The 26,157-nt window shown below is 64.0% G+C and carries 21 protein-coding genes; 11 read left to right on the top strand and 10 right to left on the bottom strand.

Annotated elements, in window-relative coordinates; genetic code table 11:
• Positions 1-243 precede the first annotated feature (243 nt).
• A complete protein-coding gene (locus tag NYE40_RS23500) occupies positions 244-4,152 on the top strand; it encodes an S-layer homology domain-containing protein (protein ID WP_339279045.1) in 3,909 nt (1,302 codons plus the stop codon).
• Positions 4,153-4,221: 69 nt separating this feature from the next.
• Here NYE40_RS23500 and NYE40_RS23495 read toward each other — a convergent pair whose 3' ends face one another.
• Positions 4,222-5,508, bottom strand: a complete 1,287-nt coding sequence (locus NYE40_RS23495; RefSeq protein WP_323744210.1) for a HAMP domain-containing sensor histidine kinase — start codon at positions 5,506-5,508, stop codon at positions 4,222-4,224.
• Complete coding sequence (locus NYE40_RS23490) at positions 5,505-6,182, bottom strand: response regulator transcription factor (RefSeq protein WP_153784560.1); 678 nt, start codon at positions 6,180-6,182, stop codon at positions 5,505-5,507. The genes NYE40_RS23495 and NYE40_RS23490 overlap by 4 nt, the downstream gene beginning before the upstream one ends.
• Before the next feature lie 235 nt (positions 6,183-6,417).
• On the opposite strand from NYE40_RS23490, the gene NYE40_RS23485 reads away from it, so the two are divergent.
• The 5 genes from NYE40_RS23485 to NYE40_RS23465 all read left to right on the top strand — a co-directional run bounded on the left by NYE40_RS23485 (position 6,418) and on the right by NYE40_RS23465 (position 11,143).
• On the top strand, positions 6,418-7,167 hold the full coding sequence (locus tag NYE40_RS23485) for a polyphosphate polymerase domain-containing protein (RefSeq protein WP_028600189.1): 750 nt from the start codon (positions 6,418-6,420) through the stop codon (positions 7,165-7,167).
• Entirely contained in the window at positions 7,164-7,847 is a 684-nt protein-coding gene (locus NYE40_RS23480; protein ID WP_153784559.1) for a DUF4956 domain-containing protein, read from the top strand. The genes NYE40_RS23485 and NYE40_RS23480 overlap by 4 nt, the downstream gene beginning before the upstream one ends.
• 29 nt (positions 7,848-7,876) lie before the next feature.
• A complete protein-coding gene (locus tag NYE40_RS23475; protein WP_339279044.1) occupies positions 7,877-10,183 on the top strand; it encodes a carbohydrate-binding domain-containing protein in 2,307 nt (768 codons plus the stop codon).
• A gap of 285 nt (positions 10,184-10,468) precedes the next feature.
• Positions 10,469-10,849, top strand: a complete 381-nt coding sequence (locus NYE40_RS23470) for an AbrB/MazE/SpoVT family DNA-binding domain-containing protein (protein WP_043111725.1) — start codon at positions 10,469-10,471, stop codon at positions 10,847-10,849.
• On the top strand, positions 10,850-11,143 hold the full coding sequence (locus tag NYE40_RS23465; protein ID WP_101807524.1) for a type II toxin-antitoxin system RelE/ParE family toxin: 294 nt from the start codon (positions 10,850-10,852) through the stop codon (positions 11,141-11,143).
• A gap of 565 nt (positions 11,144-11,708) precedes the next feature.
• Here NYE40_RS23465 and NYE40_RS23460 read toward each other — a convergent pair.
• Genes NYE40_RS23460 through NYE40_RS23435 form a run of 6 tightly spaced genes read right to left on the bottom strand, consistent with a single transcriptional unit; the run spans position 11,709 to position 17,444 of the window.
• Positions 11,709-11,951 (bottom strand): HPr family phosphocarrier protein, encoded by a 243-nt coding sequence (locus NYE40_RS23460; protein WP_028600192.1) that lies wholly within the window; start codon positions 11,949-11,951, stop codon positions 11,709-11,711.
• Positions 11,952-12,011: 60 nt separating this feature from the next.
• Complete coding sequence (locus tag NYE40_RS23455) at positions 12,012-12,938, bottom strand: AEC family transporter (RefSeq protein WP_028600193.1); 927 nt, start codon at positions 12,936-12,938, stop codon at positions 12,012-12,014.
• 9 nt (positions 12,939-12,947) lie between these two features.
• Entirely contained in the window at positions 12,948-14,354 is a 1,407-nt protein-coding gene (locus NYE40_RS23450) for an NAD-dependent malic enzyme (RefSeq protein WP_028600194.1), read from the bottom strand.
• Between the two features lie 60 nt (positions 14,355-14,414).
• Positions 14,415-15,941 (bottom strand): tripartite tricarboxylate transporter permease, encoded by a 1,527-nt coding sequence (locus tag NYE40_RS23445; RefSeq protein WP_028600195.1) that lies wholly within the window; start codon positions 15,939-15,941, stop codon positions 14,415-14,417.
• 15 nt (positions 15,942-15,956) lie between these two features.
• Entirely contained in the window at positions 15,957-16,427 is a 471-nt protein-coding gene (locus NYE40_RS23440) for a tripartite tricarboxylate transporter TctB family protein (protein ID WP_028600196.1), read from the bottom strand.
• A gap of 51 nt (positions 16,428-16,478) precedes the next feature.
• Positions 16,479-17,444, bottom strand: coding sequence for a tripartite tricarboxylate transporter substrate binding protein (locus NYE40_RS23435; protein ID WP_228551929.1), 966 nt, complete (start codon positions 17,442-17,444; stop codon positions 16,479-16,481).
• Between the two features lie 241 nt (positions 17,445-17,685).
• On the opposite strand from NYE40_RS23435, the gene NYE40_RS23430 reads away from it, so the two are divergent.
• Both NYE40_RS23430 and NYE40_RS23425 read left to right on the top strand, forming a co-directional pair.
• Entirely contained in the window at positions 17,686-19,272 is a 1,587-nt protein-coding gene (locus tag NYE40_RS23430) for a sensor histidine kinase (protein WP_153784555.1), read from the top strand.
• Positions 19,269-19,961, top strand: a complete 693-nt coding sequence (locus NYE40_RS23425; RefSeq protein WP_339279043.1) for a response regulator — start codon at positions 19,269-19,271, stop codon at positions 19,959-19,961. The genes NYE40_RS23430 and NYE40_RS23425 overlap by 4 nt, the downstream gene beginning before the upstream one ends.
• A gap of 985 nt (positions 19,962-20,946) precedes the next feature.
• Here the strand turns inward: NYE40_RS23425 and NYE40_RS23420 are convergent.
• Together NYE40_RS23420 and NYE40_RS23415 are read right to left on the bottom strand one after the other, a co-directional pair.
• Positions 20,947-21,864, bottom strand: a complete 918-nt coding sequence (locus tag NYE40_RS23420) for an aldo/keto reductase (RefSeq protein WP_339279042.1) — start codon at positions 21,862-21,864, stop codon at positions 20,947-20,949.
• Between the two features lie 206 nt (positions 21,865-22,070).
• Positions 22,071-23,009: a diacylglycerol kinase family protein gene (locus NYE40_RS23415; RefSeq protein ID WP_052333531.1), complete on the bottom strand. Its 939-nt coding sequence runs from the start codon at positions 23,007-23,009 to the stop codon at positions 22,071-22,073.
• A 218-nt stretch (positions 23,010-23,227) separates the two neighbouring features.
• Here NYE40_RS23415 and NYE40_RS23410 point away from each other — a divergent pair, with 218 nt between their 5' ends.
• The 3 genes from NYE40_RS23410 to NYE40_RS23400 all read left to right on the top strand — a co-directional run bounded on the left by NYE40_RS23410 (position 23,228) and on the right by NYE40_RS23400 (position 26,007).
• Positions 23,228-24,154 carry an iron-hydroxamate ABC transporter substrate-binding protein gene (locus NYE40_RS23410; RefSeq protein ID WP_339279041.1) on the top strand — a complete coding sequence of 309 codons (927 nt, stop codon included), beginning with the start codon at positions 23,228-23,230 and terminating at the stop codon, positions 24,152-24,154.
• A 181-nt stretch (positions 24,155-24,335) separates the two neighbouring features.
• Positions 24,336-24,758, top strand: coding sequence for a MerR family transcriptional regulator (locus NYE40_RS23405; RefSeq protein WP_043111726.1), 423 nt, complete (start codon positions 24,336-24,338; stop codon positions 24,756-24,758).
• A 22-nt stretch (positions 24,759-24,780) separates the two neighbouring features.
• On the top strand, positions 24,781-26,007 hold the full coding sequence (locus NYE40_RS23400) for an MFS transporter (RefSeq protein WP_339280105.1): 1,227 nt from the start codon (positions 24,781-24,783) through the stop codon (positions 26,005-26,007).
• Positions 26,008-26,157: the final 150 nt, after the last annotated feature.

Raw genomic sequence — 26,157 nt, 5'->3', positions numbered from 1 at the left:
TGATCCATCATGCCTCCAGAGCGGTATTCTTTTAAAAACATTTATATGGAATATTTTAAAAAAAAGCCGTAAATTAGGAGAGGCTCTTGATTCGTAGAGGAGAGGCAGGACAGGACGATGAAAAGAATAGTCACGAAGGGGTTAAGCGCATTCCTAGCGGCGGCAGTCCTATTGTCGGGAGGGGTTTCAGGACTCGGGGCAGCCGGCACGGCGCATGCCGAGAAAGCTCCGCAAGCAGAGACATTGAAGCAGATCGGAACGATCCCGCTGGCAAACGTCCTGACGGATTGGGACTTGGACGAAGCTAGCGGAAAGCTGTATGCGATCTCCAAGACGACCAACACCTTGACCATTGTGGATACGGCCACGCAGAAGGTGGAAAAGGAGCTGACGGTCGGCTCCATGCCGTCGGATCTGGAGCGGTACGGCAACGAGCTGTATATCGCTTCCTCCGGAGCGACATCGATTCGGGTCGTGGACATGACGACGCAAACGCTCGCTTCGGTCATTGAAACGACGTACAGCCCTCTGCAGCTGGCTGTAACGTCGCAATATATATTCTATACAAGCGGCGGCTCGTGGAATACGGTCTATAAGCAGGACCGTTCCACGGGGGTTACGACCCGATTTGCAGAGTCGGTCTCCGACGCGGTGCTGAAGGCGGATGAGAGCCGTCGTCTGCTGTACATCGGCGAAACGGGGAGTACAGGCTCCAACCTGTCTTCCTATGAGTACGACACCGGAAGGAAGAGGAGCGAATCCACCTACCGAGGAGGGTATGGATTCGAGTTTCCAGCTCCGTACATCGGTCTTGACGGGGATGACGTCTTCTATGCAGGCTCGCGTCTGGATGCGCTCGACTTGACGTGGATCAAAGGCATGTACCCGAGATCAGGCAGCTACTCGTATCTGAGTTCCCAGCTGATGGACCAGAAAGGAGAGCTGATCCTGACCCAGCAAGGTTTGTACAGCCGGGATCGTTATCTGCAGCTGGCCGGATTCCCTGGAGACGTTTTCGCCGAGGCGGAGCGCGGACAGATCGGGGACGGCAGGATCTACGTGCAGAAAGGCCGGTGGGATGCCAAGGAAATTGAAGTCTACGAGCTTCCGGAGAAGCTGATGCAGCCTGAATTCAAGCTGCAGGCGGCATCCGGCTTCCACGCCGTGCCGAACGCCCCGCTTTCGAGCATCGTCTCGGACGAGACTTATCTCTATGGCGTGTCGAAGGACACAAACGAAGTCGTCAAGCTTTTGAAAAGCGACCTGTCGGTCGTGGAGAAGGCTTACGTCGGCTCCCAGCCCGCTCATCTGGAGCTGCAGGCCGGAAAGCTTTATGTGGCCTTCCATGGGGAAACCGCGATCGGCATCCTCGATGCATCTGCTCTTGGGAGCGGAGTGCAGCGGATCCGGACGTCGTCCAATCCGCAGCGGCTGCTTCCCGCAGGCTCCAAGCTTTTCTACTGGGGCGAGGAAATGAATGGAGAATTGCGCCTTGCAGGCAGCGGAACGAATCAGCCCGTCTTCGCCTATCCGAGCAATCCGTCCCAAGGCCAAGCGGTCTACGATGCGGCAAGCGGCAGCCTGTACGTCGCTACTTACAGCAAGATCAGCCGCTATGATGCAGCCACCCTGCAGGAGGTCTCCTCGACCTCCGTTGCTTTCTCCTCGGGCGACGGTCCCGTCCTGCAGGATGGGACGAGCCTCTATCTGGGCAACGTCAGGCGGAGCAAGAGCTCTCCTGCCCAGATTCTCGGAACCTATCCCGAACGGCCGCTTGCCGTGGGCAAGGAATTCGTCATCGGAAGAAAAGCGGTCTACGGCCGTGATTCGTACGCCAAGATCGCCGACCTGCCGTTCGAAGCCAAGGAAGCGCATGTCGCTGCGGACGGAACGATCGTGCTGGCCACGGACAGCCGGACGTATCGGTTCGCGAATCTGGACGGGCTAGAGGAGTACGTCCAGACGATGCTCATGCCGAGCGATGTGCAGCTGGAGTACGGCTATTCCAGCCCGAACTCCTTTCAGGGCAAGCTGTACCTGACTCCTGGAGAAGATTCCGAGATGGTGAGGGGCTACGTGGCGGAGCTGAGGGATGCATCCGGCAAGAGTCTGTCCTCCAACCTGACAATCTACTCGGAGGCCAAGCTGGAGGACGGCACAGTCGTCCTCAAGGCCAGCGTCTATGATGCTCCTGCTCAAGCGGTCTCCCTGGCCGTGTGGCCCCGCACGGACAACTATGACTGGAAGCCGCGTAATCCGGTCGTGCTGCCGTTCTGGAATTTCCCTGGGGCATTCGCCAAGGAGTTCTCGCTGGCGGAGCTGCCGGCAAAGGACGGGGAGCTGGAAGGCACGCTGACTTGGAAGCCTGGCGTGGAAAGAACCGCCATGACCTACAAGCTGTACTGGATGGGAGAGGACGATCTGCTCGGCGAGGCGATCGCTTCCGTTCCGGGAGGCAAAGCCTCCTATAGCCTGAAAGTCGGCCCTGTGCGGATTCCGGACAAGGCGGTCGGCCTGGCTCTGGTCCAGAGCGGCGCGGATGGCGAGGCGCCTTTATATCAGTACCTCGTCCTGAGTCGTTTTGAAAGCTCGCCGCCAGCCGCAAGCGATATCTCTTTGTACAAGTATCTGTACGCGAGCGACCGGGTAGAGGTCAGGAATCTGGCGGCTGGCGACATGATCCGTGTCTATCATTCGAATTACGCGCTCCTTGCCTCCGGCAAGCCCTCCTCGGGCAGCAGCTCCGTTTCTTTGGATACAGGCGACATGGGATCGCCAGGAGGTACGGTCTTCATTACGCGGACGAGCCAAGGCAAGCTGGAAAGCGAGCCTGTCGCCATGACCATTCCGGCGATGATCATAGATACCCCTGGCGGCGGCGTCAAGCCGACTGCGCCCCCGGCCGGCGGAGGCGGGGGCGGAGGCGGAGGCGGAGGCGGCATGATCGGCGGCGGCGGAGCGCCGGCGCCGAGTCCTACGCCAGCGCCGGCGAAGCTCGATGTCAAGGAAGAGACCGACGCGAATGGAGTCGTGACGGCGGTCATCGGCTTGAATGCGGCCTATGCGGCCGGCCAGCTCGCAGGGTCATCGGACGTCCGGGCCAAGAGCGAAAGCAAAGCCGGACAAATTGTTTTCCAAATCGAATCGGGAGCGGTCCAATCGGCCGCGCAGAAAAACGGCCGCCTGATTCTGGAAACATCGGTCGGAACCTGGACCGTTCCTGCCTCAGCCCTAGCCTCGAACATGCCGGAAGCGAGCTCGCTGCGGCTGTCCATTTTCGTCCAGGATGCCTCGCTTGGCGCGGAGCTGCGCACATCCAATAAAGGCGCGATGCTAGGCTCTGTCGTCAAATTCGATCTGGCGGCAGTTCAGAAAGACGGGTCCGTCCAGGACTTGAACGACTATGGGCAGTACGTGGGGCATGCCATCCTCGTTTCCGGCAGCATGCCTGCTTCTCAGATCGGAGGCTACCGGCTCAACCCGGAAACGAACCGGTTCGAACCGGTTCCCGTACGAGTCGACTCCGCTGCAGGCGGTGCGAACGTCACGATGTACAGCCTGAAGGACGGATTGTTCGCGGTCGTCAAGAAAGCGTCGTCCTTCAAGGATGCGACGGGAAATGCGGCGTACGACTCCAGCATCCTGACGCTGACTGCGCGCGGCGTCTTGAACGGCTATTCGGACGGGACGTTCCGGCCGGACGGCAAGGTGACGCGGGCCGAATTCGCCGTCATGCTGAGCAAGGCGCTGGGCTTGTCGCCGTCCGCGAGCGGCGAAGCGGCGGCGGCCTTCAAGGATGTCGCTGCAGGAAGCTGGTACAGCGATGCCGTCAAGCTGGTCGCAAAGGCAGGCATCATCAACGGATACAGCGACGGCGCGTTCAAGCCGAACCAGACTATCACGCATCAGGAAATGATGGTCATGCTTGTCAAAGCGATGCAGTTCAGCGGCTACAAGCCCATGTCCGTTGACATGATCGCCACGCCGAGCCTCTCGGCATGGGCTGTAGAGTCCTATCGCCAGGCGATCGGCTCGAAATTGATCGGAACCGCGAACGACCCGTTCCATTTCGAAAGGAACGCATCAAGCAGCCGCAAAGAGAGCGCCTTGCTGCTTCAGCGTCTGCTGGGAGAAATTCTCTTCCAGTCCTGATCCTCTCCGGAAGCTGCAGCACGAAGGGCCTTCTTCCACCGTTCCTGGTGGGAGAAGGCCCTTTTTTCGTCATCCGCCCAGCTGCATATAAAAGCTCGTCTCCGCGCCCGGGACGCTTTTCGCGTACAGGCGCCCTTTGTGCTGCTCGACGATCGAGCGCGCGATGGCGAGGCCGAGGCCGTACCCGCCCTGCTTGCGGGAGCGCGAGGCATCGACGCGGTAGAAGCGGTCGAAGATGCGCTCCAGATGCTCCTCGGGGATGCCCTCGCCGGTGTTCGTCACCTGCAGCAGGCAATGATGATGCTGCTTCTTGAGCGAGATCGCGATCCGTCCTTGCGGGCCGGCGTACTTGATCGCGTTGTCGAGCAGGATGAGCACGACCTGGCGGATCTGCTCGGCGCTGCCGACGGCGGTCAGCCCCGGCTCGATGTCATAGTCCAGCTCCAGCCGCCGCTCGTAGACGACGGCTTCCATCGTCAGGATGACGCTCTCCACCGTATCGCTCAGGTCGAACGGCACCTGCAGCGGCTGCTCGCGCGCGTCCTCCATTTCCGTCAGGTAAAGGAGGTCGGTCGTGAGCCTCTTCATGCGCTCGGTCTCCGACTTGATGCGCTGCAGCCACTTGGCCTGGCTGTCGATCGTCTCGGAGCCGCTCGCCAGCAGCACGTCCGCGTTCGTGTTGATGACCGCGAGCGGCGTCTTGAGCTCATGCGAGGCGTCGGCGATGAAGCGCCGCTGCTTCTCGAACGCCTCCCGCACCGGCTCGATCGAGCGCCCGGCGAAATAGCGGCTGGCGAGGAAGATGGCGGCGAACATGACGAGCGCGACGGCGGTGAACGTGTAGATTAGATTCGTCAGGATCGTCTGCTGCGCGCTCACGTCGAGATAGACGATGGAGTAGCCTGCGCCGTCCGGGCGCTGCTGCACGCTGTACGCCCAGCGGGTCCCGTCGAGGGTGAAGCGGCCGATTTCGACCGGGCTTGCGACCGCTTCGTCCTTGGCCTGCTCGTAAAAGTCGTCCTCCATGTCGAAGCGGGTCGACTTGGAGAGCAGGTTCCACTCGCTGTCGGTGTGCAGCGCGAACGAGACGGAGCGCTCCGGCGGCGGCTCCATGCGTCCGCCGGGCTGGAACGGCCGGAAGCCGTCGCCTTTTCCCCCGTCCTGATGCGGCCCGGCGCCTGGCCCGCCCAGATCGTTGCGGTAATAGTCCGCCACGCGCAGCAGCTCCAGGCGGATGTCCTGGTTGATGTTCTGCACGGTGATGCCGTAGATCGCGCCGAAGGCGGCGAGCATGAGGATCGAGAACAGGCCCAGGTTCAGCAGCAGGAACCGGTTGCGCAGCCGCTGGAACATCATGTCCCCTCCTCCAGCACGTAGCCGACGCCGCGGATCGTGGCGATGCGCGCCTTCGCCTTGAGGAAGGCCAGCTTCTTGCGCAGGAAGCTGACGTATACCTCGACGTTGTTCGGCTCTGCGTCGGAGTCGAAGCCCCACAGCTTCTCGATGATCTGCTCCTTGCTCGTGACCGCCGCGCGGCGCGTCATGAGCAGCTCCAGCAGCTCGCTCTCCTTCAGGATCAGCTTGAGCTCCTTGCCCCCGCAGCTCAGCTTGAGCGTCTGCGGGCTCAGCTCGATGTCGCCGAAGCGCAGCCCCTCCTCCGGCAAAACCTCGCCCTTGCGCCTCAGCGCCGCGCGGATGCGCGCGAGCAGCTCGCCGGTATCGAACGGCTTGGCGATATAGTCGTCGGCTCCCGTATCGAGGCCGGCGATCTTGTCGGCCGTCTCGCCCTTGGCCGTCAGCAGGATGACCGGCGTCGCGACGCCTTCGGCGCGGAGCGCCCGCAGCACCGAGATGCCGTCGCGCTCCGGCAGCATGATGTCCAGCAGCACGAGATCGTAGATGCCGCTGAGCGCGTGGTCGAGCCCTTCCTCGCCGTCATGCGCCAGATCGACCGAATAATGATGCTTGCGCAGCACCTGCGCGAGCGCTTCGGCGAGATTCGTCTCGTCCTCCACGATCAGAATCCTCATCGCAGTCCCTCCTATCGCCTGCGGACCCGGCCGCTCCCGGTCCCGCTTCGTTTCTCTTGTTCCCTTGCGCTTATTTTAAGAAGCGAACCTTTAGCCAACCTTAACCGGCGGCCTGTACGCCCTAAGTGTAGCATGTCCGGCGGGGTTTAAGCTTCGCTAAAGGTTGACCCTCTAAGCTAAAGCCAGCACGACGGGGACGCCCGCCGATACGACAGCCGAAAGGGGCGATGGGATCATGGCGATCGAGGTGTTCAACCGGTACGAGAACAAGTACCTGATGGATGCGAAAGCCTTCTATGACCTGTACAACCGCCTGATGGAGCATATGCAGCTGGACGAGTTCAACCGGAACGACAAGTTCTATGCCATCAGCAACCTGTATTACGACACGGAGCAGCACACGCTCATCCGCACGAGCCTGGCCAAGCCGAAGTACCGCGAGAAGCTGCGCATCCGCGCTTACGGCGTGCCGGGGCCGGACGCCAAGGTGTATCTGGAGCTGAAGAAAAAGGTGAGCGGACTCGTCAACAAGCGCCGGACCGCGATGCGGCTCGGCGAGGCGTACGGCTTCGCCCGGAGCGGCGTGCCGCCCGAGTGGCGCGAAGGCATGAACCGGCAGGTGATGAGCGAGATCGAATACTTTCTCAGCCGCTACGAGCTGCGGCCGATGGCCTATCTCGCCTACGACCGCATCGCGCTGTTCAGCAAGGAAAGCCGCGACCTGCGCATCACGTTCGACACGAACATCCGCTCCCGGCGGCATGACCTGCGGCTGGAGGCCGGCGATTACGGCGAGCCGCTGCTGGAGCGAGGACAATGGCTCATGGAAGTGAAGGCGGAGAAGACCGTTCCGGTCTGGCTGTCGCGGCTGCTCTCGGAGCTCGGCCTGTACCGGACCGGCTTCAGCAAGTACGGCAACGAATACAAGAAGAACATCCGCGGCGCAGGGGCGCCCGTCATCGAAAGGGAGAGAATCGTGCTATGATCGAATCCATCTTCGGCACCGCCGCTGCCGGCGAGTCCGCGCTCACGCTCGGCCATGCGCTGCTGACGCTCGGCGTCGCGATCGGGCTCGGCCTGCTCATCAGCCTGACCTATATGAGGACGCAGCCGGCGTACAGCCCGAGCTTCACGCTGACGATGATCGTGCTGCCGACGATCGTCGCCATCATCATCCTGCTCATCGGCAGCAACATCGCCCGGGCGTTCAGCCTGGCCGGAGCGTTCTCGATCATCCGCTTCCGCAGCGCCCCCGGCGACGCCAAGGACATTTCCTATGTGCTGTTCTCGATGGCGGCCGGCCTCGCCTGCGGCGTCGGGGCTTTCGGCTATGCGGTCCTGTTCACGATCGTGCTCTGCGCGCTGATGCTCGTGCTGAAGGCAGTCAAGTTCGGCGCGAGCCGCCCGGCGATGAAGACGCTCAAGGTGACGATACCCGAGAGCCTCGGCTACGAGGAGGCGTTCGCCGAGGTGTTCCGCCTGCATCAGGTCGAGTACGAGCTGAAGCGGGTGCGCACGACCGAGCTCGGCAGCTTGTATGAAGTGATGTACTCGGTCCAGATGGGGCCGCAGACGAACCAGAAGGAGTTTCTCGACGCGCTCCGCGTCCGCAACGGCAATCTCGACATTACGCTGACGATGAGTCCCGTCGTGCAAGAGTATTGAACCTACCTCGTGTGGAAAGGAAGATGACGATGAATGTATCGGTAAAAATGGCCGGCCTCGTCCTGCTGTCCGCCATTCTGGCGGCCGGCTGCAGCGACGGAGCGGCGGATACGGCTGCGGAGGCCGCAGCCACAGGGAGCGAGGCCGCGGCTGACGCCTCGGCGGAAAGCGCGGCGGCTGCCGCCAAGCTGGCGAGCGTCAAGCTGAGCGATATCGCGTCCTATGACGAGGATGACCTGGCGGTCGAGTGGGACGCTTCGGCAGCGACGACGATCACGCTGAGCGGCGCTGGCGCCAGCGTCGACGGCGCCGGGGCAAGCGTGGACGGCGGCATCGTCACGATCTCGGCCGCCGGCACCTATGCAGTCAGCGGCTCGCTGACGGACGGCCGCATCGTCGTGGACAGCGCGGACGAGGGCGCCGTGCGTCTCGTGCTGGGCGGAGCGGAAGTGTCGAGCTCCAGCGGTCCGGCGATCTGGGTCAAGCAGGCCGGCAAGACCGTGCTGACGCTGCAGGAGGGCACGTCGAACCGGCTGGCCGACGGCGCGGCCTATGCCGAGCAGGACGAGGACGGCGAGCCGTCGGGCGCGGTGTTCAGCAAGGACGACCTGACGATCAACGGCGCGGGCAAGCTGTCCGTGACGGCCCGTTTCAACGACGGCATCGTCGGCAAGGACGAGCTCAAGATCGTCAGCGGCACGATCGACGTGACCGCCAAGGACGACGGCATCGTCGGCCGCGACCTGCTGGCGGTGAAGGATGCCGTCCTGACGGTGAAAGCGGGCGGCGACGGCTTCAAGTCGACGAACGACGGCGAGGAAGGCAAAGGCTATGTGGCGCTGGAGGGCGGCAAGTATGACGTGGCCTCGGGCAGCGACGGCTTCCAGGCGGCGAGCTCGCTGCTCGTCGGCGGCGGCACGTACCGCATCGTCAGCGGAGGCGGCAGCGCCGAGGCGGAGCCCCATCAGGAGGAGGGCTTCGGCTTCGGCGGCATGGGGCAGCGCCAGCAAGGCGGAGCCGGAGAGGGTACGGGGAACGGGGCAGGCACAGGTACGGACACAGGCGTGGAAAATGGAACGGGCGACGAGGGCACGGAGACCGATGCGGAATCCGGCAGCGCCAAGGCGTTCAAGGCGACCGTCGGCATCTCCATCGCGGACGGCGACTTCGACATCGACGCCAAGGACGATGCGGTCCATAGCAATGGCGCGGTCGCAATTAGCGGCGGCCAGCTGGCGATCCGCACCGGCGACGACGCGGTCCATGCCGACGCCTCGCTCGCGATCAGCGGCGGCATGATCAACATCGCCGCCAGCTACGAAGGCTTGGAGAGCGCCGACATCGCCATCAGCGGCGGCGAGATCCATGTCGTCGCCAGCGACGACGGGGTCAATGCCTCGGAAGGCAGCACGGAGGAGACGGCCGCATCACCGACAGGCACGGCGGGACAAGGTCAAGCGCCGGCTGAGGAGCAGGGCGCCGCCGATGGCGCATCCGGACAGGGCCAAGGCGGTCCGGGCGGCGAGCCAGGAGGCCAAGGTGGCGGCCCGGGCGGCGGCTTCGGCGCGGCGGGCAAGGCGCGGCTCGCGATCAGCGGCGGCTATCTCATCGTCGACGCGGAAGGCGACGGACTCGATTCCAACGGCTCGATCGCGATGTCCGGCGGCACCGTCATCGTGAACGGCCCGACGAACGGCGGCAACGGCAGCTTGGATTACGACGGAACGTTCGAGCAATCGGGCGGACTGCTCATCGCCGCCGGCAGCTCCGGCATGGCGCAAGCTCCGTCGGACACCTCTTCCCAGCGCTCCGTATCGATGACGTTCCCGTCGGCTCTCGCGGCCGGCACGCTCGTGACGCTGGCGGATGAATCGGGCACGCCGCTGGTGAGCTTCGAGACGTCCAAGACGATCCAGAACATCGTCATCGCCTCGCCGAAGCTGGAGTCCGGCAGAACCTACAGCTTCTATACGGGCGGGACGTCCGGCACCGCAGCGAAGGACGGCCTGTACGAGGGCGGCTCGCTCAGCGGCGGCATGGAGGTCGTAAGCTTCGAGCTCGGCGATTCGGCTGTCACCTATGTCGATGAATCGGGCGTCACGACCGGCGGCGGAGGCATGGGCGGAGGCCGCGGCGGCTTCGGCGGCCAAGGCGGAGGGCGCGGTCAAGGCGGCATGACGCCTCCCGATGGCCAAGGCTTCGCCCCGCCGGACGGTGCTCCAGGCGAGCCTCCTGCGCAGGGGGACGGTCCCGGCAGCACGACGCCGGGCGACAGCTCCGCTCCGGGCGCGGCCGGCTCGGCTTCCGGCGCGGCCGGCGCCGAGAGCGGCGCGTAGCCTCTTTCGCATCCGGAGCGTGCGAGCCTCCCTTGGAATTGGCGCGTGCGGCATGGAAGCCCCAGGCAGGCGATAGCCTGCCCGATCCAGCCAACTAAAAGGCCGGCGAAGCTCGATGCCAGGCATGCGGGAAGCCGCCCTCCACTACGTCGCAGGACGGGGTGGAGGGCGGCTCTGCTTTTGCTTAAACGTGCAAGAATCCCTCTTTTCCAATCGCAACGAAAGGTGTAAAGTAAAGAAGAATGGAAACAAAGAAAATGAGAAAAAAGGAAAATGGGGTATACTATGGCAATTGCAAATGAGGTGATGAACGGTATGGAATGGAAGCGTGCGCGAGTCTCGCCGAAGCGCCAAGTAACGATACCTCAAAAGTTGTTCGAACAGGCGGGCATCCAGGATGAAGTCGAATTCAGCATCAAAGGCAGCCACATCATCATTCGGCCCGTGCGTGAACAGGCTGGGAACGACTATTATGCCGATTTGATTCTTGCCGATCTCATTCAGGAAGGTTATGTCGGTTCCGAATTGCTCTCTAAATTCCGCGAGAAGCAGCAGGCTTTGAAAGCCGCCGTCAAAACCATGATTTCCGAATCCCAGGATGCCGCTCGCCACTTCGAAGGCTCCGACCGAACGGAAGCCATCTTCGGCGATGTGATGGAGGATTAGATGCTTCCCGTCATCTATCTTGGTCCTGCGGAACGCTACTTCAAAAAGCTCGTCGAGAAGCCGCTGAAGCGTGCGTACTTCGATGCGATTCTCGCCATTCGTCATGATCCATCAATCGGGGAACGAAAGACCGGGGATCTTTCGGGCTTATTCGGCTACGATGTCTCTTATAAGGAAACAAATTATGAGATCGCGTACCGTGTCGAAGAGAACGAGGAAGGAGAACTGGTCGTCATTATCCTGGCTGGTTCTAGGGAAAACTTTTACGATCAGCTGAAAAGATGCTTGAAGTAGGACAAACGAAAGGAGCCGTCTCTGAGACGGCTCCTTTTTTGATATCTTTTCAGGCTGCTGAGACTGTGGGAAAAATAGGATCATGGAAACGAACCTCTTAAAGCGGGTATTGCATGCGGCCGTAATGAATTCAAGCTGGCGGTGTGCGAGCGTTCGTCGGCATCAGCGCGTCCTAACGTCATTTTTGCCTTTAGGGAGCGCGGTTCGTCGGTATGAGCGCGTCCTAACGTCATTTTTGCCTTTAGGGAGCGCGGTTCGTCGGCATGAGCGCGTCCTAACGTCATTTTTGCCTTTAAGGAGCGCGGTTCGGGGGCCTTCGCTCTCTGCAGAAGCCAGAAGCGAAACGGAGTCCGTGTGGAAGAAGAAAGCGGCAGCGCTTTTTTCCTTGATGGACTTCGAATTCACCTAGGAACAATATCCCCCCTAGGGCGTGTTTGCAAACCCGCTCAGGGGCATCTATCACCGCCTTTTTGCCCCCTGCTTCGTCACGCAGGGATCAAAAATTCGGCCCCATCTGCTTCCTTCGGGGTATGCAAACACGCCCTGGCGAATCCGCCTCCGGCCGCTACTTCATCCGCACGCGGAGCCCCGCGGCGGCGAAGGCGTCGAGCAGCGCGACCGCCGCGTCGACCTCGTCCGGGCCGTGGATCTCGAGCGTGTAGCATTCGTCCCGCACCAGCGTGACGGTGAGGCCGAGGATGCTTTTGACGTCGATGCAGCGGCCGCCCGCATGCAGCACGATGCTGGACTCGAAGCCCGACGCCGTACGGTTGATGTCGATAATTTCCTTCGTTCCGATTCCGCTCATGCTTCATTCCTCCTGATGGCCTCTCGGGCCGAGTAACGAGAACGTTTTATGCCGCCCGCCTCATCCAAACAGCTGCTGAGCGGCGAACACGGTCGCCGCCACGGTCAGCGAGCTGAGCAGCGTCGTCAGCAGCACCGCCTCGGCGGCGTAGTCGGGATCGTTGCCGTGCTCCATGGCGAACTGCGCCATATTGCGCGAGCATGGGAACGAGCCGGCGATGAGCAGCGCCTGCGCGGTCACGCCGTCCAGGCCGAGCGCGAGGATGAGCGCCAGCGCCAGCGCCGGAGAGATCAGCAGCCGGCCGGCCGCCGTCAGCAGCAGCGGCAGCGACGGGCGCCGCAGCCGCAGCCCGGCGATCTGGGCGCCGAGCGTGAACAGCGCCACCGCCAGAAAGGCGGACGCGACCGTGTCGATCGGCCGCCAGATGAAATCCGGCAGCCGCAGCCCCGTCGCCTGCAGCGCGATGCCGGCGAGCATCGCAAGCACGATCGGGTTCAGCGCCAGTCCGCGCAGCGCGCGCCAGCCCGGCGTTTCCACCCGCATCGCGTTGAACAGGCCGTACGTGTTCGTGACGAGCGTCTGGAACAGCGTGACGATGACCTGGATGGACATCCCGACCGGCTGCGTAGCGAAGACGAGCTGGCTGACCGGCAGGCCGAAGTTGCCCGAGTTGAACAGGACGATGCTGTTGCGGAACGTCGAGGCGGTGCGCGCCTCCAGCCGCAGCCAGCGCGCGGCCGCTTCCGCGGCGAGCATCAGCAGGCCGTTCTGCAGCAGCAGGAACAGCGCGACCTGCAGCACGAGCGCGGCCTCGAACCGCGCCTCGTACAGATTCGCGAACACGAGCGCCGGCAGCAGCACGCTGCCCGTCAGCCGCGACAGCGTGCGCGGATCGAAGCGCAGCCGGCGATGGAGCAGCGCGCCGAGACCGAGCAGCGCGAACACGGGGAAGATGACCTGCAGCAGGATGAGCAGAAAGACGCCCATGACGGCGGATCAGCGGAAGTCGCGCGGAATGCGGCGGGCGACGCCGGTGTCGATCGCCGCCTGGATGACGGCCGTCCGCACGCGCTGCACGACTTCCTCGTTGAACACGCTCGGGATGATGTAGGACTCGCTGAGCTCCTCCTCGCTGACGGAGCTTGCGATCGCCTCGGCCGCGGCCAGCTTCATCGGCTCGTTGATGGAGCGCGCCCGGCACTCCAGCGCCCCGCGGAAGATGCCGGGGAAGCAGAGCACGTTGTTGATCTGGTTCGGATAATCGCTCCGCCCGGTCGCCATGACGCGCACGTACGGCTCCGCCAGCTCCGGCTCGATCTCCGGCTCGGGGTTCGCCATCGCGAACACGATCGGATCGCGGGCCATCCGCTGCAGATGCTCCACCTTCAGCACGCCCGGTCCCGATACGCCGAGGAAGATGTCGGCGCCGGCGATGGCCTCGTCCAGCCCGCCGCTCTCGCCATGCGGATTGCTGTGCTCGGCGAGCCAGCTCCACATCGGATTGTCGTAGGCCTCGCCCGCGCGGATCGCCCCGTGCCGGTCGACGCAGACGACGTTGCGGAAGCCTGCGGCGAGCAGCATCTTGGCGCAGGCGACGCCCGCCGCGCCGATGCCGACGATGACCAGCTTGACGTCCTCGCGCCGCTTGCCGACGATCTTGAGCGCGTTGAGCATGCCCGCCAGCATGACGACGGCGGTGCCGTGCTGGTCGTCGTGGAACACGGGGATGTCGAGCTCCTCCTTGAGCCGCTCCTCGATCTCGAAGCAGCGCGGTGAGCTGATGTCCTCGAGGTTGATGCCGCCGAAGCCCGGCGCGATGTTCTTGATCGTGCGGATGATGTCCTCTGTGTCGGTCGTGTCCAGGCAGATCGGGAATCCGTCCACGCCGGCGAACTGCTTGAACAGCATCGCCTTGCCCTCCATGACCGGCATCGCGCCGTACGGCCCGATGTCGCCGAGGCCGAGCACCGCGGTGCCGTCGCTGACGATGGCGACCGTATTGCGCTTGATCGTCAGCGAGAACGCCTTGGACTCGTCCTCATGGATCGCCCGGCACACCTTGGCGACGCCCGGCGTGTACACATGGGACAGCTCCTCCCGGTTTTTGACCGCGATGCGGGGCGTCACCTCGATCTTGCCGCCGAGATGGACGAGGAACGTGCGGTCGGAGACGTTGACGACCTTGAGGCCCTGCAGCGAGGACAGATGGGAGACGAGCGCTTCGCGGCGCTCGTCCGGCACGTGGACGGTGATGTCGCGGATCGCCGTCTCCGGCGACGAGCGGATGACGTCGGTGGCGACGATGTCGCCGCCGCAGGCGCCGATCGTCACCGCCACCTCGCCGAACGAGATGGCGGACTTGCGGATTTCCAATCGGATGATGATGGTCGAGCTGGATGCCATGGCGGATCTTCCTTTCCGGTCGGACGGGGATGAGGAAAGGGAGCGTCGCCGCTCCCCTCCTTACGCTTCTTCGTTGATGATCACTTTTTTGCCGCGCAGCTTGAGCAGCAGCGGCACGAGCAGCCACAGGACGGCGACGAGGAGGAAGGCGAGCGAGATCGGCTTCGTCAGGAAGATGCTGAAGTCGCCGTTCGACGCCGTGAGCGCGCGCCGCATGTTGTTCTCGATCATCGGCCCGAGCACGAGGCCGAGCACGAGCGGAGCGAGCGGATAGTCGTTCTGCGCCAGGAAGTAGCCGGCGATGCCGCAGCCGATGAGCAGCAGCAGGTCGAACGTCGTGTACTGCACCGCGTAGACGCCGAACACGGAGATGGCGATGATGATCGGCAGCAGGTACTTCGGCGGCGTCTCGATGATCTTGGCGAACACCTTGACGAGCGGCATGTTGAGCACGAGCAGCATCAGGTTGCCGATGAACATGCTTGCGATCAGCCCCCAGGCGACGCCCGGATGGTCCTCGAACAGGAGCGGGCCCGGCTGCACGTTGTACATGATGAGCGCGCCCATGAGGATCGCGGTCGTGCCGGAGCCGGGGATGCCGAGCGTGAGCAGCGGGATCATCGCCCCGCCGGAGGCCGCGTTGTTGGCCGACTCGGGCGCGGCGACGCCGGCGATGGCGCCCTTGCCGAACTTCTCGGGATTGCGGCTGAGCTTCTTTTCCATGATGTAGCTGAAAAAGGAGGCGAGCGTCGCGCCGGCGCCCGGCAGCACGCCGATGAAAAAGCCGAGCAGCGAGCCGCGCGCGATCGGGCCTGCGCTTTCCTTGAGATCCTGGCGGGTCGGCAGCACGCGGCCGACCTTGATGATCTCGCCTCCGCCATAGTCGCGGTGCAGCACCGTCTTGAACACCTCGCCGAGAGCGAACAGGCCGACGGCTACGGTGAGGAATTCCAGCCCGGAGTACAGCACCGGCACGTTGTAGGTGAAGCGGGCGACGCCGGAGACGTTGTCCATGCCGATCGTCGCGAGCAGCAGGCCGAGCACGGTCATGATCAGCGCCTTGGTCATCGACTTGCCGGCGAGGCCGCTGACGGCGGCGAGGCCGAGCAGCATGAGCGAGAAATATTCCGCCGGACCGAACTTGATCGCCACCTCGGACAGCGGCTTCGCCAGCAGCACGAGCGCGACGAGCGCCACGATGCCGGCGACGAACGAGCCGATCGCCGCGATCGAGAGCGCCGCTCCCGCCCGGCCCTGGCGGGCCATCTGGTAGCCGTCGAGCGTCGTCACGACGGACGAGGACTCGCCCGGCGTGTTGAGCAGGATCGACGTCGTCGAGCCGCCGTACATCGCGCCGTAGTAGACGCCGGCGAGCAGGATGATCGCGCTCGTGGCGGCGGACGCCGGATCCTGCCCGCTCGTCAGCGTCGCCGTGACCGGGATGAGCAGCGCCACGCCGCTCATCGGGCCGATGCCGGGCAGGACGCCGACCGCCGTGCCGATGAGCACGCCGACGAAGGCGAACAGCAGGTTTTGCCATTGCAGGGCCGAAGCGAAGCCGTCGGCAAGGAATTGCAGCGTTTCCATGGGGACAGCCTCCTTCTACCCGAGATTCATCCAGGAGGGAAAGCCGGGCAGAGTGCCCTCCAGGACTTGGACGAACAAATAATAGACGCCGAACGAAAACAGCGCGGACACGAGCAGCGAGACGAGCCATCGGCCCCGCTCGATGACCTGGAAGCCGAGCAGGAGGAAGAGGAACGTGCCAAGCACGTATCCGATGTCCTCCAGGAAGTACGCGTACAGGAGCGCGGCGCCGACGAGGATGCCGAAGCGCTTGTAGTCGAGTCTCGGCTTCTCGCCGCTTGCCGCGTCCGTCATCCGGCCGCGGAGCGTCTCATAGAGCAGCCGCGCGCTCAGCAGGATGAGCAGGATGCCGAGCCCCATCGGAAAGATATCCGGACCGACGTTGCTGCCGTAGGAGCTCTCGCCGATCTTGCGGCTTTCCCAGACGAAGGCTGCGCCGACCAGCAGGAACGCGACGCCGGCGTACCGGTCGAAGATGCGGTTCATGATGCCTCACCTCGCAAGAATGGAATCGAAATCAATCGGAAATACTCGGTGTTACTTAGCCATGCCGAGCGCGGTCAGCAGCTCTTGAATCATCTTTTCCTGCTCGCCGAGGAACGCGGCGAAGTCGTCGGAGCCTTTGAATTCCGGCTCCCAGGCATTGGCCGCAAGCTCTTTCTTCCACGCGTCCGAGTCGTTCAGCGCCTGCAGCTTCTCGGCCCAGTACGCCTTCTGGTCGTCGGTCATTTCCTTCGGTCCGAACACGCCGCGCCAGATCGTGAACTCGGCGTCGATGCCGGACTCCTTGAGCGTCGGCACGTCCTTGAAGTCGCCGCCGAGGCGTTCCGGGGACGTGATGCCGAGCACGCGCACCTTGCCGGCCTTGAGGTACTCCGACGCGCTGGAGATGTCGGTGCCGATGGCGTCGGCGTTGCCGCCGAGCAGCGCCGCGATCGCTTCGCCGCCGCCGTCGTAGGAGACGTACTTGACCGCCTTCGGGTCGATGCCGGCCTTATAGGCGGGCAGCACCGTGATGAGATGGTCCATCGAGCCCGGAGCCGAGCCGCCGGCGACCGTCACCTTCGTTGGATCCGCTTTCAGATCGGCCATCAGCGACTGGATGTCGGCATGCTTGGAGTCGGCCCGCACGACGATCGCGCCGTAATCCTTGGTCAGCTGGGCGAGCGGCGTCGCGTCCTTGTAGCCGTAAGGGCTGTTGCCTTCCTTCTTGAGGTTGTTGATGAGGATCGGCGGCGAGCTGACGAACAGCCGATACGGGTTCTTCTTGTCCTGCGTGGCGTATTCGGCCATGAATACGGCGCCGCCGCCTCCGGGCTTGTTCTCGACGGTCATCGTCTTGTCGACGAGCTTGGTCTCGCCGAGCACCTTCGTCAGCGAGCGGGCGGTCTTGTCCCAGCCGCCTCCGGCTCCGGACGGAGCGACGACGACGATCGGCTTGGACGGATACGAGCCCGAGCCTCCGGAGCCGCCTCCCTCTCCGCATGCCGTCAGCGCGGACATTGCCGCTGCGGCCGCCAGCGCGGCGACGACCGGTTTCCATTTCCACGAATTGAATTTCATGACGCTTCCCCCTTGTGGTATAGTACGGATACTCCAATCAAGCGCCAATCCTTTATGATAGCGGTTACAATTGTGACTGTATCATGAACATATTCCAGCCGGCTATATTGCGCGCATACCTTGCATTTGCCGCATTTCAGCCATTTTGTTCATAAAAACCACGGAAAGGACGAGCCGACCGATGCGCCTGCAAACGAAGCTGACGCTGCTCCTCTGCGCGCTTACCTCCATCATCCTGCTGCTGCTGTCGCTCGCCTTTCGGGAGATGCTGCTCGATACGTACAAGAAACAGGAGGGCTCCAAGGCGCTCAATCTGGCGCAGATGGTCGCGGCCATTCCCGACGTCCGGGACGCTTTTGCCGAGCCGGACCCGTCGCTCATCCTGCAGCCGATGGTCGAAGAGATCCGCCGCCGCACCGATGCCGAATTCATCGTCGTCGGCAATGCCGAGGGCATCCGCTACGCGCATCCCAATGCGAAGCTGATCGGCCAGCCGATGGTCGGAGGCGACAACGGGCCGGTGTTCGCCGGTCAGTCGATCGTGTCGGAGGCGACGGGCACGCTCGGCCCGTCGCTGCGCGGCAAGACGCCGGTATACGGCGCGGACGGGAGCATCATCGGCGTCGTGTCGGTCGGCATTCTGACCGAGGACATCGAGCGCGAATCCCGCAGCTTCCTGCTGCCGATCGCCGCGCTCGCCTTGGCCGCGCTCGCCCTGAGCGCGCTTGGCGCGGCGCTCATCGCGCGCCATGTGAAGCGCGCCATCCACGGCCTCGAGCCGGAGGACATCGGGCGGCTGTATCGCGAGCAGGAGGCGGTGCTCGAGTCGGTGCGCGAGGGCATCGTCGCCGTCAACAACCGGGGCGAGGCGACGCTGCTCAACCAGCAGGCGATGCGGATGCTTGGCCTCGAGGACCGCGCGCAGCTGCTCGGACGCCCAGCGCGCGGGATTTTGCCCGACGCCGCTTTTCCACGGCCGGGCGAGTCCGAGGCCGCCGCCTACGGCGAGGAGGCGATCGTCGGCACGCGTGCGGTCATCGTCAGCCGGGTGCCCGTCAAGGATGCCGGCGGCCGCGTCGTCGGCGCCGTGTCGAGCTTCCGCGACCAGTCGGAGCTGTACCTGCTGACGCAGCAGCTGTCGCAGATGCAGCAGTACGCCGACGGCCTGCGCGCGCAGACGCATGAGTTTTCCAATAAGCTGCATACGATCTCGGGGCTGCTCCAGCTGGACCAGTACCGCGAGGCGGTCGCGTTCATCGCGAGGGAGTCCGACAGCCACAGCAGCCGCATCGGCACGATCCTCAAGGAGATTCCCGATCCCGTCATCGGCGGGCTGCTGCTCGGCAAGATCAACCGCGCGCAGGAGCTGCGGGTGGAGCTGGAGGTCGACGAGGACAGCACGTTCCGCGACGTGCCGCCGGAGCTTGACCGCTCGCAGCTCGTGACGATCCTCGGCAATCTGATCGACAACGCGCTGGAGGCGGTCAGCCACGACGGAGAGGGGCGCGTCGCCGTGCTGCTGACCGATCTCGGGCCGGATCTCGTGCTGGAGGTGGAGGACAACGGCTGCGGCATTCCGGAGGAGGCGGCCGAGCGCATCTTTGAGGTCGGCTATTCGACGAAAAGCAAGGAGAGAAGAGGCTACGGCCTGGCGCTCGTGCAGAGCTCGGTCCGCCAGCTCGGCGGCTGGCTCGAATTCCAGCCGGGCGAACGCGGAGGCACGCGCTTCACGGTCGCCATCCCCAAGCAAAGGAGCGATTCGCCATGATTCAAGTGCTCATCGTCGAGGACGACGTGCGCAACGCCGAAATCCACCGCCGCTTCGTCGGCAAGGTGGACGGCTTCGAGGCGGCCGGCGTCGCCACGGACGGCCGCCAGGCGCTGGAGCTGCTGGACATCCTGCAGCCGGACCTCGTGCTGCTGGACCTGTTCCTGCCGCATGTCGACGGCTTGGAGCTGCTGCGCCGCATCCGCGCCGGCCATCCGCGCACCGGCGTCATCATGGTGACGGCGGCCAAGGAGCTGCATCGGGTGCGCGAGGCGATCGAGGGCGGAGTGTTCGACTACCTGCTCAAGCCGGTCATTTTCGACCGGCTGCAGGAGACGCTGCTCGGCTTTCGCTCCTACCGCGAGCGGATGGCGGAGCTGGAGGCGGCCGGCGCGCTCGGCCAGTCCGAGATCGACACCCTGCTGAGGCTGCGCGAGCCGGTCGTGGAGCGGGGCCGGCCGACCGGCTATCCGAAAGGCATCGACCAGCTCACCCTCGACAAAGTAAGCGGGCTGCTCGGCGAGGAAGAGGGGCCGCTCACCGCTCCGCTGCTGAGCGCGCGGCTCGGCATCAGCCGTTCGACCGCCCGCCGCTACCTCGAATATCTCGTCAGCGCGGGCCGCTTGCAGGCCGATCTGGCCTACGGCAGCGTCGGCCGGCCGGAGCGGGTGTATCGGCGCAAGCCCTAGCCCTGGCCGCAGCGCGTGGAGGGTGCTGAGCGGGTGGTGGGCGGAACCCGCCCAGCAGAGCAGGAGCGCGGGGAGGGACGGCCGGCCGCTTCGGGCGCTGCGGCCCGGAGAGCGGGTCCTTAACGGTAAAACCGGCCCCCATTTCAATTCGTTGATCGGGCTCGACTACTGGAGTGGATGGGGCTGGAGCAAGCGTGGCAACGTTCGGCAACTTACGGGTGCGCTTTTTTACTACTGGCTATGACTAGAGCTGATAGACGAACTTGGCCGCTTTCGGAACCGGCCGCACGAAGGTAGTCTAGACCCTCTCATTGCCCGTTGCATGGTCGGCATGGCGCATCTCGCGACATTGAATTCCCGGCCAGGCAAAAGGCTCGCCTACACGCGGAAAAACCGCGTGTCGCGAGAGTCTGTAGCGCCGGACGGCGGCCTATGCGCGGAAAAACCGCGTGTAGCGGGAGGTTGGAGAGCCGTACTGCGGCCTATGCGCGGAAAAACCGCGTGTAGCGGGAGGTTGGAGCGCCGGTCTGCGGCCTACGCGCGGAAAAACCGCGTGTAGCGGGAGGTTGGAGCGCCGGTCTGCGGCCTACGCGTGGAAAAACCGCGTGTAGCGGGAGGTTGGAGAGCCGTACTGCGGCCTACGCGCGGAAAAACCGCGTGTAGCGCTCGTTCCGGGCGGAACGACAAATAGGGCTTCCCATCAGTCGTTGATACCGACCTTGGGATAGCCCTCTTGTCGTGACGCCAGCATCGCGCAGCCGCTCTGCTCGCAGCAATGTCGAGCCGCGTGCTCGTGTTTACTCCCGCGCAAGCACCGGCCCGCCACTCGCGCCCATGCCCGTCGCAGTTTCGCCCGCTCGCAGTTGCTGGAGCCCGCTCGCACCAACACTGCTCGCTCTAGCCAGCGATGCTGGCCCATTCACAACCGCGCTCAGATCCGTGCCTCCGCGCCCGCGCGGTCAGCGCAGGCGCATCTATGCGCGCATCAAGGCAGCACGTTGCCCGCAGCGCGGAAGATCGCGTACCATTCCTCGCGCGTCAGGCGGATGTCCGCCGCACGCACGCAGTCGGCGAGCCGCTCGATGTTCATCGTGCCGGTCACCGGCTGCATGTTCGCCGGATGGCGCAGCAGCCAGGCCATCGCGATCGTCGTCGCGCTGACGCCGTAGCTTTCCGCGACCTCGTCGATCTTGGCGTTCAGCTCGGGGAATTTGGCGCTGCCGAGGAACACGCCCTCGAAGAAGCCGTATTGGAAAGGAGACCAAGGCTGGATCGTGATGTCGTGCAGGCGGCAGAAGTCGAGCACGCTGCCGTCGCGGTTCACCGCCGATTCGTTTTCCAAGTTGACGTTGAAGCCCTGCGAGATCATCGTGCTGTTCGTAATGCTCAGCTGCAGCTGGTTCGCGACGAGCGGCTGCTTGACGAATTTTTGCAGCAGCTGGATCTGCATCGGGTTCTGGTTGGAGACGCCGAAGTGGCGCACCTTGCCGGAGCGCTCCAGCTGGTCGAACGCCTCGGCGACCTCTTCCGGCTCGACGAGCGTATCCGGGCGATGCAGCAGCAGCACGTCCAGATAGTCGGTGCGCAGCCGCTGCAGGATCTTGTCGACCGACCCGAGGATATGCTCCTTGGAAAAGTCGAACTGTCCCGAACGGATGCCGCATTTGGACTGAAGGATCAAGCTCTCGCGCACGCTCGGGCTCATGCCGACCGCCTCCGCGAAAATCTCCTCGCACTCGCCGGCGCCGTAGATGTCGGCATGGTCGAAGAAGTTGGCGCCGAGATCCAGCGCGCTGCGGACGAAGCGCTCCGCCCCCGGCTTGTCCAGCGAGTTGATGCGCATGCAGCCGACCGCGACCGCCGGCACCTCCAGGGCGCTTGCGCCCAGCTTGAATGTTCTCATGGATCGATAGCCTCCTTAGGCTGTTAAGGTAGGATGAATCCAGCGGATTCGAATCCGCGTCCTCCTTATTGTGGCACAGCGCAAGCAAGCGCTTCAACCTTTTTTAGAAACCGATTTCACAGTCAGCGCGGACCGGCTCGCGTACCAGGCCTGAACGACGACCGAGGCCGTCCCGTAACGGGACGGCCTCTTTGCTGTCCGGCGCTTCACCGATCGTCCTCCGGCACGACAACCTCGACATGGCCCGGCAGCAGCTGCAGCTCCAGCGGCAGGTCGGGGCCTTCTTCTCCGTCCACGTTCGTCCGCACGCGCTCGGACGAGCGCACGCTTACCTGGCGTGCCGTGAAGGCGACGACATCCTTGTGCTCCCGCAGGCTGCCTGCCCAGAGCGACCAGCCCGCCGTGAGCGTGCCGAGCCAGCCGATGTCCTTGAAAATGAAGCCGTGGATCAGGCCGTCGTCGACAGCCGCGTCCGGCACCATCTTTTCGAAGCCGGCGACCGAATTCGTCAGCGCGGCGACGAACAGCGGCGATTCGCCTTCCCAGACCTCTCCATCATATTCAATCCGCATCGGATAGGCTTTCTGCGAGACCAGCTCCTTGAGCCCTTCCTTGAGGTAGGCGAGCGAGCCCAGGCGGGACTTCTCCTCCGAGCTGACCGCCGCCACCGCTTCGGCGATGTTGCCGGCGGCGACGACGTTCGTGAACAGCCGGTCGTTGATCCGGCCCAGATCGACCGCCCGGACGCGGCTTGAAGCGAGCGCCGCGATCGCGGCTTGCGGATCGAGCGGGAGGCCGAGAGCCCGCGCGAAGTCGTTCACCGTGCCGAGCGGCACGATACCGAGCTGCGGCCGATGCTCCTGGCTCAGCAGGCCGTTGATCGTCTCGTTCAGCGTGCCGTCGCCGCCCGCCGAGACGACGAGGTCGCAGCGCATCCCGCAGGCGGAGCGGCAGAAGCGCGTCGCGTCCTGCTCGCCGGCGGTCTCGCGCAGCTCGACGTCGTAGCCTTTGGCGCGCAGCACGTCTTCGATGTCGCGCGCGTATTCGGCCGCCCTTTCCTTCCCGGAGGAAGGATTGAGGATGACCATCGCTTTGCGGGCCGGCTTTGCCTTTCCGATCTCGTTATCTACCGTGAATCCACTCATGACGACGCCTCCGTCCGCTGGTCCGGCCGCCTCCCGGCGCTGCCGTCGACCGCAAGTCATTACTACGGAATTACCACGAATGCTCCTTTTGCAAACCGCCCGGGAGGAGTCTGTTTTTTCCTATTGACAGGCAGGGGCGGCCCCCTTATAGTAATGAAGTCGCCACTGATAATCATTATCAATTACTTCATGAAACATATAAAAAGGGGTTCTTCATCATGAGAAAATGGCTTGCTCCGATCGCGCTGACGCTGGCGCTCGTCCTCAGCGCCTGCGGATCGAAAAACGACTCCAGCGGCGGCTCCGAGCCGACGGCTTCTCCGGCCGCGACCGGCACGATCACCTACCAGGCGGAATCCGGCCCGGTCGAGGTGCCGGCGAACCCGCAGCGCATCGTCGCGCTGGCCAGCGCGCCGAACGTGCTGTCCCTCGGCCTGCCGCTCGTCGGGGTCGACGAATGGACCGGCAAGAACCCGCTGTTCACGGATAAGCTGGCCGGCGTCGAGATCGTCTCCGAGGAGAACCTCGAGAAGATCGTCGAGCTTGACCCGGATCTCATCATCGCCGGCACGCACAACAAGAACCTCGACAAGATGGCGGAGATCGCGCCGACCGTCGCCTACACCTGGGGCAAGCTCGACTACCTGCAGCAGCAGGTCGAGATCGGCAAGCTGCTGAACAAGGAAGCCGAAGCCCAGGCCTGGGTCGACGACTTCAAGACGCGCGCCGCCGAGGCGGGCGAGCAGATCAAGGCGAAGATCGGCGAGGACTCGACCGTATCCGTGTACGAGTATGACGCCAAGAACATCTATGTCTTCGGCAACAACTGGGCGCGCGGCACCGAGGTGCTGTACCAGGCGATGGGGCTCAAGATGCCGGAGAACGTCACCAAGGACGTGCTCGGACCGGGCTATTACGCGCTCTCGAGCGAAAAGCTCGGCGATTACGCCGGCGACTACATCGTCCTCAGCCAGACCAAGGGCATGTCCAACCCGGTCTTCGAAACGGAGACGTGGAAGGGCATCCCGGCCGTCAAAGCGGGCCGCGTCATCACGATCGACACGGAAGCGTCGACCTACAGCGATCCAACGACGCTCGACCACCTGCTGAAGCTGTTCACCGAGCAGTTCCTGGCGCTGCCTTGATCGCGCCCTGACGCGGCGCTCCTAGCGCCGCACCGACATCGTTTCCTCCACCCGCAAGCAGCCTTCGGGCTGCCTGCGGGTTTTTTTTGTTGCTTTAACGTTGACGTGAAGGTGAAGCGGTGGTACGATTGTCGCATAATATTTCAGTAATAATATATATAGAACAGAGAGAGTGGACGCCATGTACAAGATCGAGGACATCGCGCAGATGACCGGGCTCACGAAGCGCACGATCCGCTATTACGAAGAGATCGGCCTGCTCGCCCCGGAGCGGAGCGACGGGGGGTACCGGCTGTACGGAGAGGAGCATGTCGCGCGGCTGCGCAAGCTGATCGATGCTCGGGACGCGCTCGGATTCTCCTTGCAGGAGCTGCAGCAGTATGTGGCGATCCATGAGGAGCTGACGCGGCTGCGGCAGGCGGTGCGGGAGGAGACGGGCGCGGAGAAGCGCGCCGCCGTGCTGCGGCTCGAGGACACGGTGCGGCAGCAGCTGGACGTGATCGACGCCAAGCTGGCCCAGATCGGACGCGTCCGCGACGAGTATCGGGAGCTGCAGGCGCGCATCGACGAGGCGAAGCAAGCATGGCGACAGGAACAGGAGTGACAACAGCGTGGCGAAATCGACTTTGACGGCAGAAGCCGTCCAGGAGGCGGCGCAGCCGTCGTCCAGCATCTTCAACCAGCCCCGGGCCGTATGGGCGGTCTTTTTTGCGGGCGTCATCTCGTTCATGGGCATCGGGCTCGTGGACCCCATCCTTCCGGCCATATCGGAAAAAATGAACGCGACCCCAAGCCAGACGACGCTGCTCTTCACGAGCTACAACGCCGTCATGGCGGTCGCGATGCTCGTGACCGGCCTGATCTCGAGCCGTCTCGGCATGAAGCGGACGCTGCTCGTCGGCGTCGTCATCGTAGCGCTGTTCTCCGGACTTGGCGGCATCTCCAGCGGCATCTGGGAGCTCGTCGCCTATCGGGGCGGCTGGGGCTTCGGCAACGCGCTGTTCGTCGCGACCGCGCTGACCGCCATCGTGTCGATGTCGCGCGGCGGGGTCACCAAGGCGATCATCCTCTATGAAGCGGCGATCGGCATCGGCATCGCGGTCGGGCCGCTGCTCGGCGGCGAGCTCGGCACGCTGTCCTGGAGGGGACCCTTCCTCGGCGTCGCAGGCTGCATGCTCGCGGCCTTCGTCGCGCTGATCGCGCTCATGCCCAAGGAGCGCAAGGCCGCGGCCGGAACGGCTCCCGCGCGCCGCGCCTCCTTGCTGGATCCGATCCGGGCGCTCGTCCGCCACCGCTCGCTGCTCGTATTCGGCCTCACCGCCTGCCTGTACAACATCGGCTTCTTCACGCTGATGGCCTACGCCCCGTTCGTCATGGGGCTGGAAATCCGCGGCATCGGCTACGTGTTCCTCGGCTGGGGCGTCCTGCTTGCCCTGACGTCGGTGTTCATGGCGCCGCGCCTGCAGCGGGCGTACGGCACGGTCAAGACGATGGGCGCGATGCTGGCGCTGTTCGGCCTGACGCTGCTCGCGATGGCGGTCTGGACCGACGTCCAGTGGGTCGTCATCGCCAGCGTCGTGTTCGCCGGCGCTCTGCTCGGCAACAACAACACGCTCATCACGACCGGCGTCATGAACGCCGCTCCGGTCGAGCGCTCGACGGCTTCGGCCGCTTACAGCTTCCTGCGCTTCATCGGCGGCGCGATCGCGCCTTACATGGCCGGCAAGCTCGGCGAGCATTACGGCCACAGCGTGCCCTTTTATGTCGGCGCCGGCTTCGTGCTGCTGTCGGTGGCCTTCCTGGCCGCGAACCATAAGCATATCCGCCATGTCGACCAGGCCGAGGGCCACTAGCGCGCGGCCTCCGGGCGAATGGCGGGCCGCTTCTCCCGCAGGCTCCGATGCGGGCGGGAGCGGCTTTTTTTGCCTGACGGCCTGCGATCGGGCGCCGAGGCAGTATATTTCATTCGAAGCTTGCGTTATGATAGAAGGGAATATTCGCGG

It is taken from the genome of Paenibacillus sp. FSL W8-1187, from assembly GCF_037965485.1.
Lineage (GTDB): Bacteria > Bacillota > Bacilli > Paenibacillales > Paenibacillaceae > Paenibacillus_O > Paenibacillus_O pasadenensis.
The sequence above is the reverse complement of the archived record's forward strand: the minus strand, read 5'-3'. Positions and strand labels throughout refer to the sequence as shown.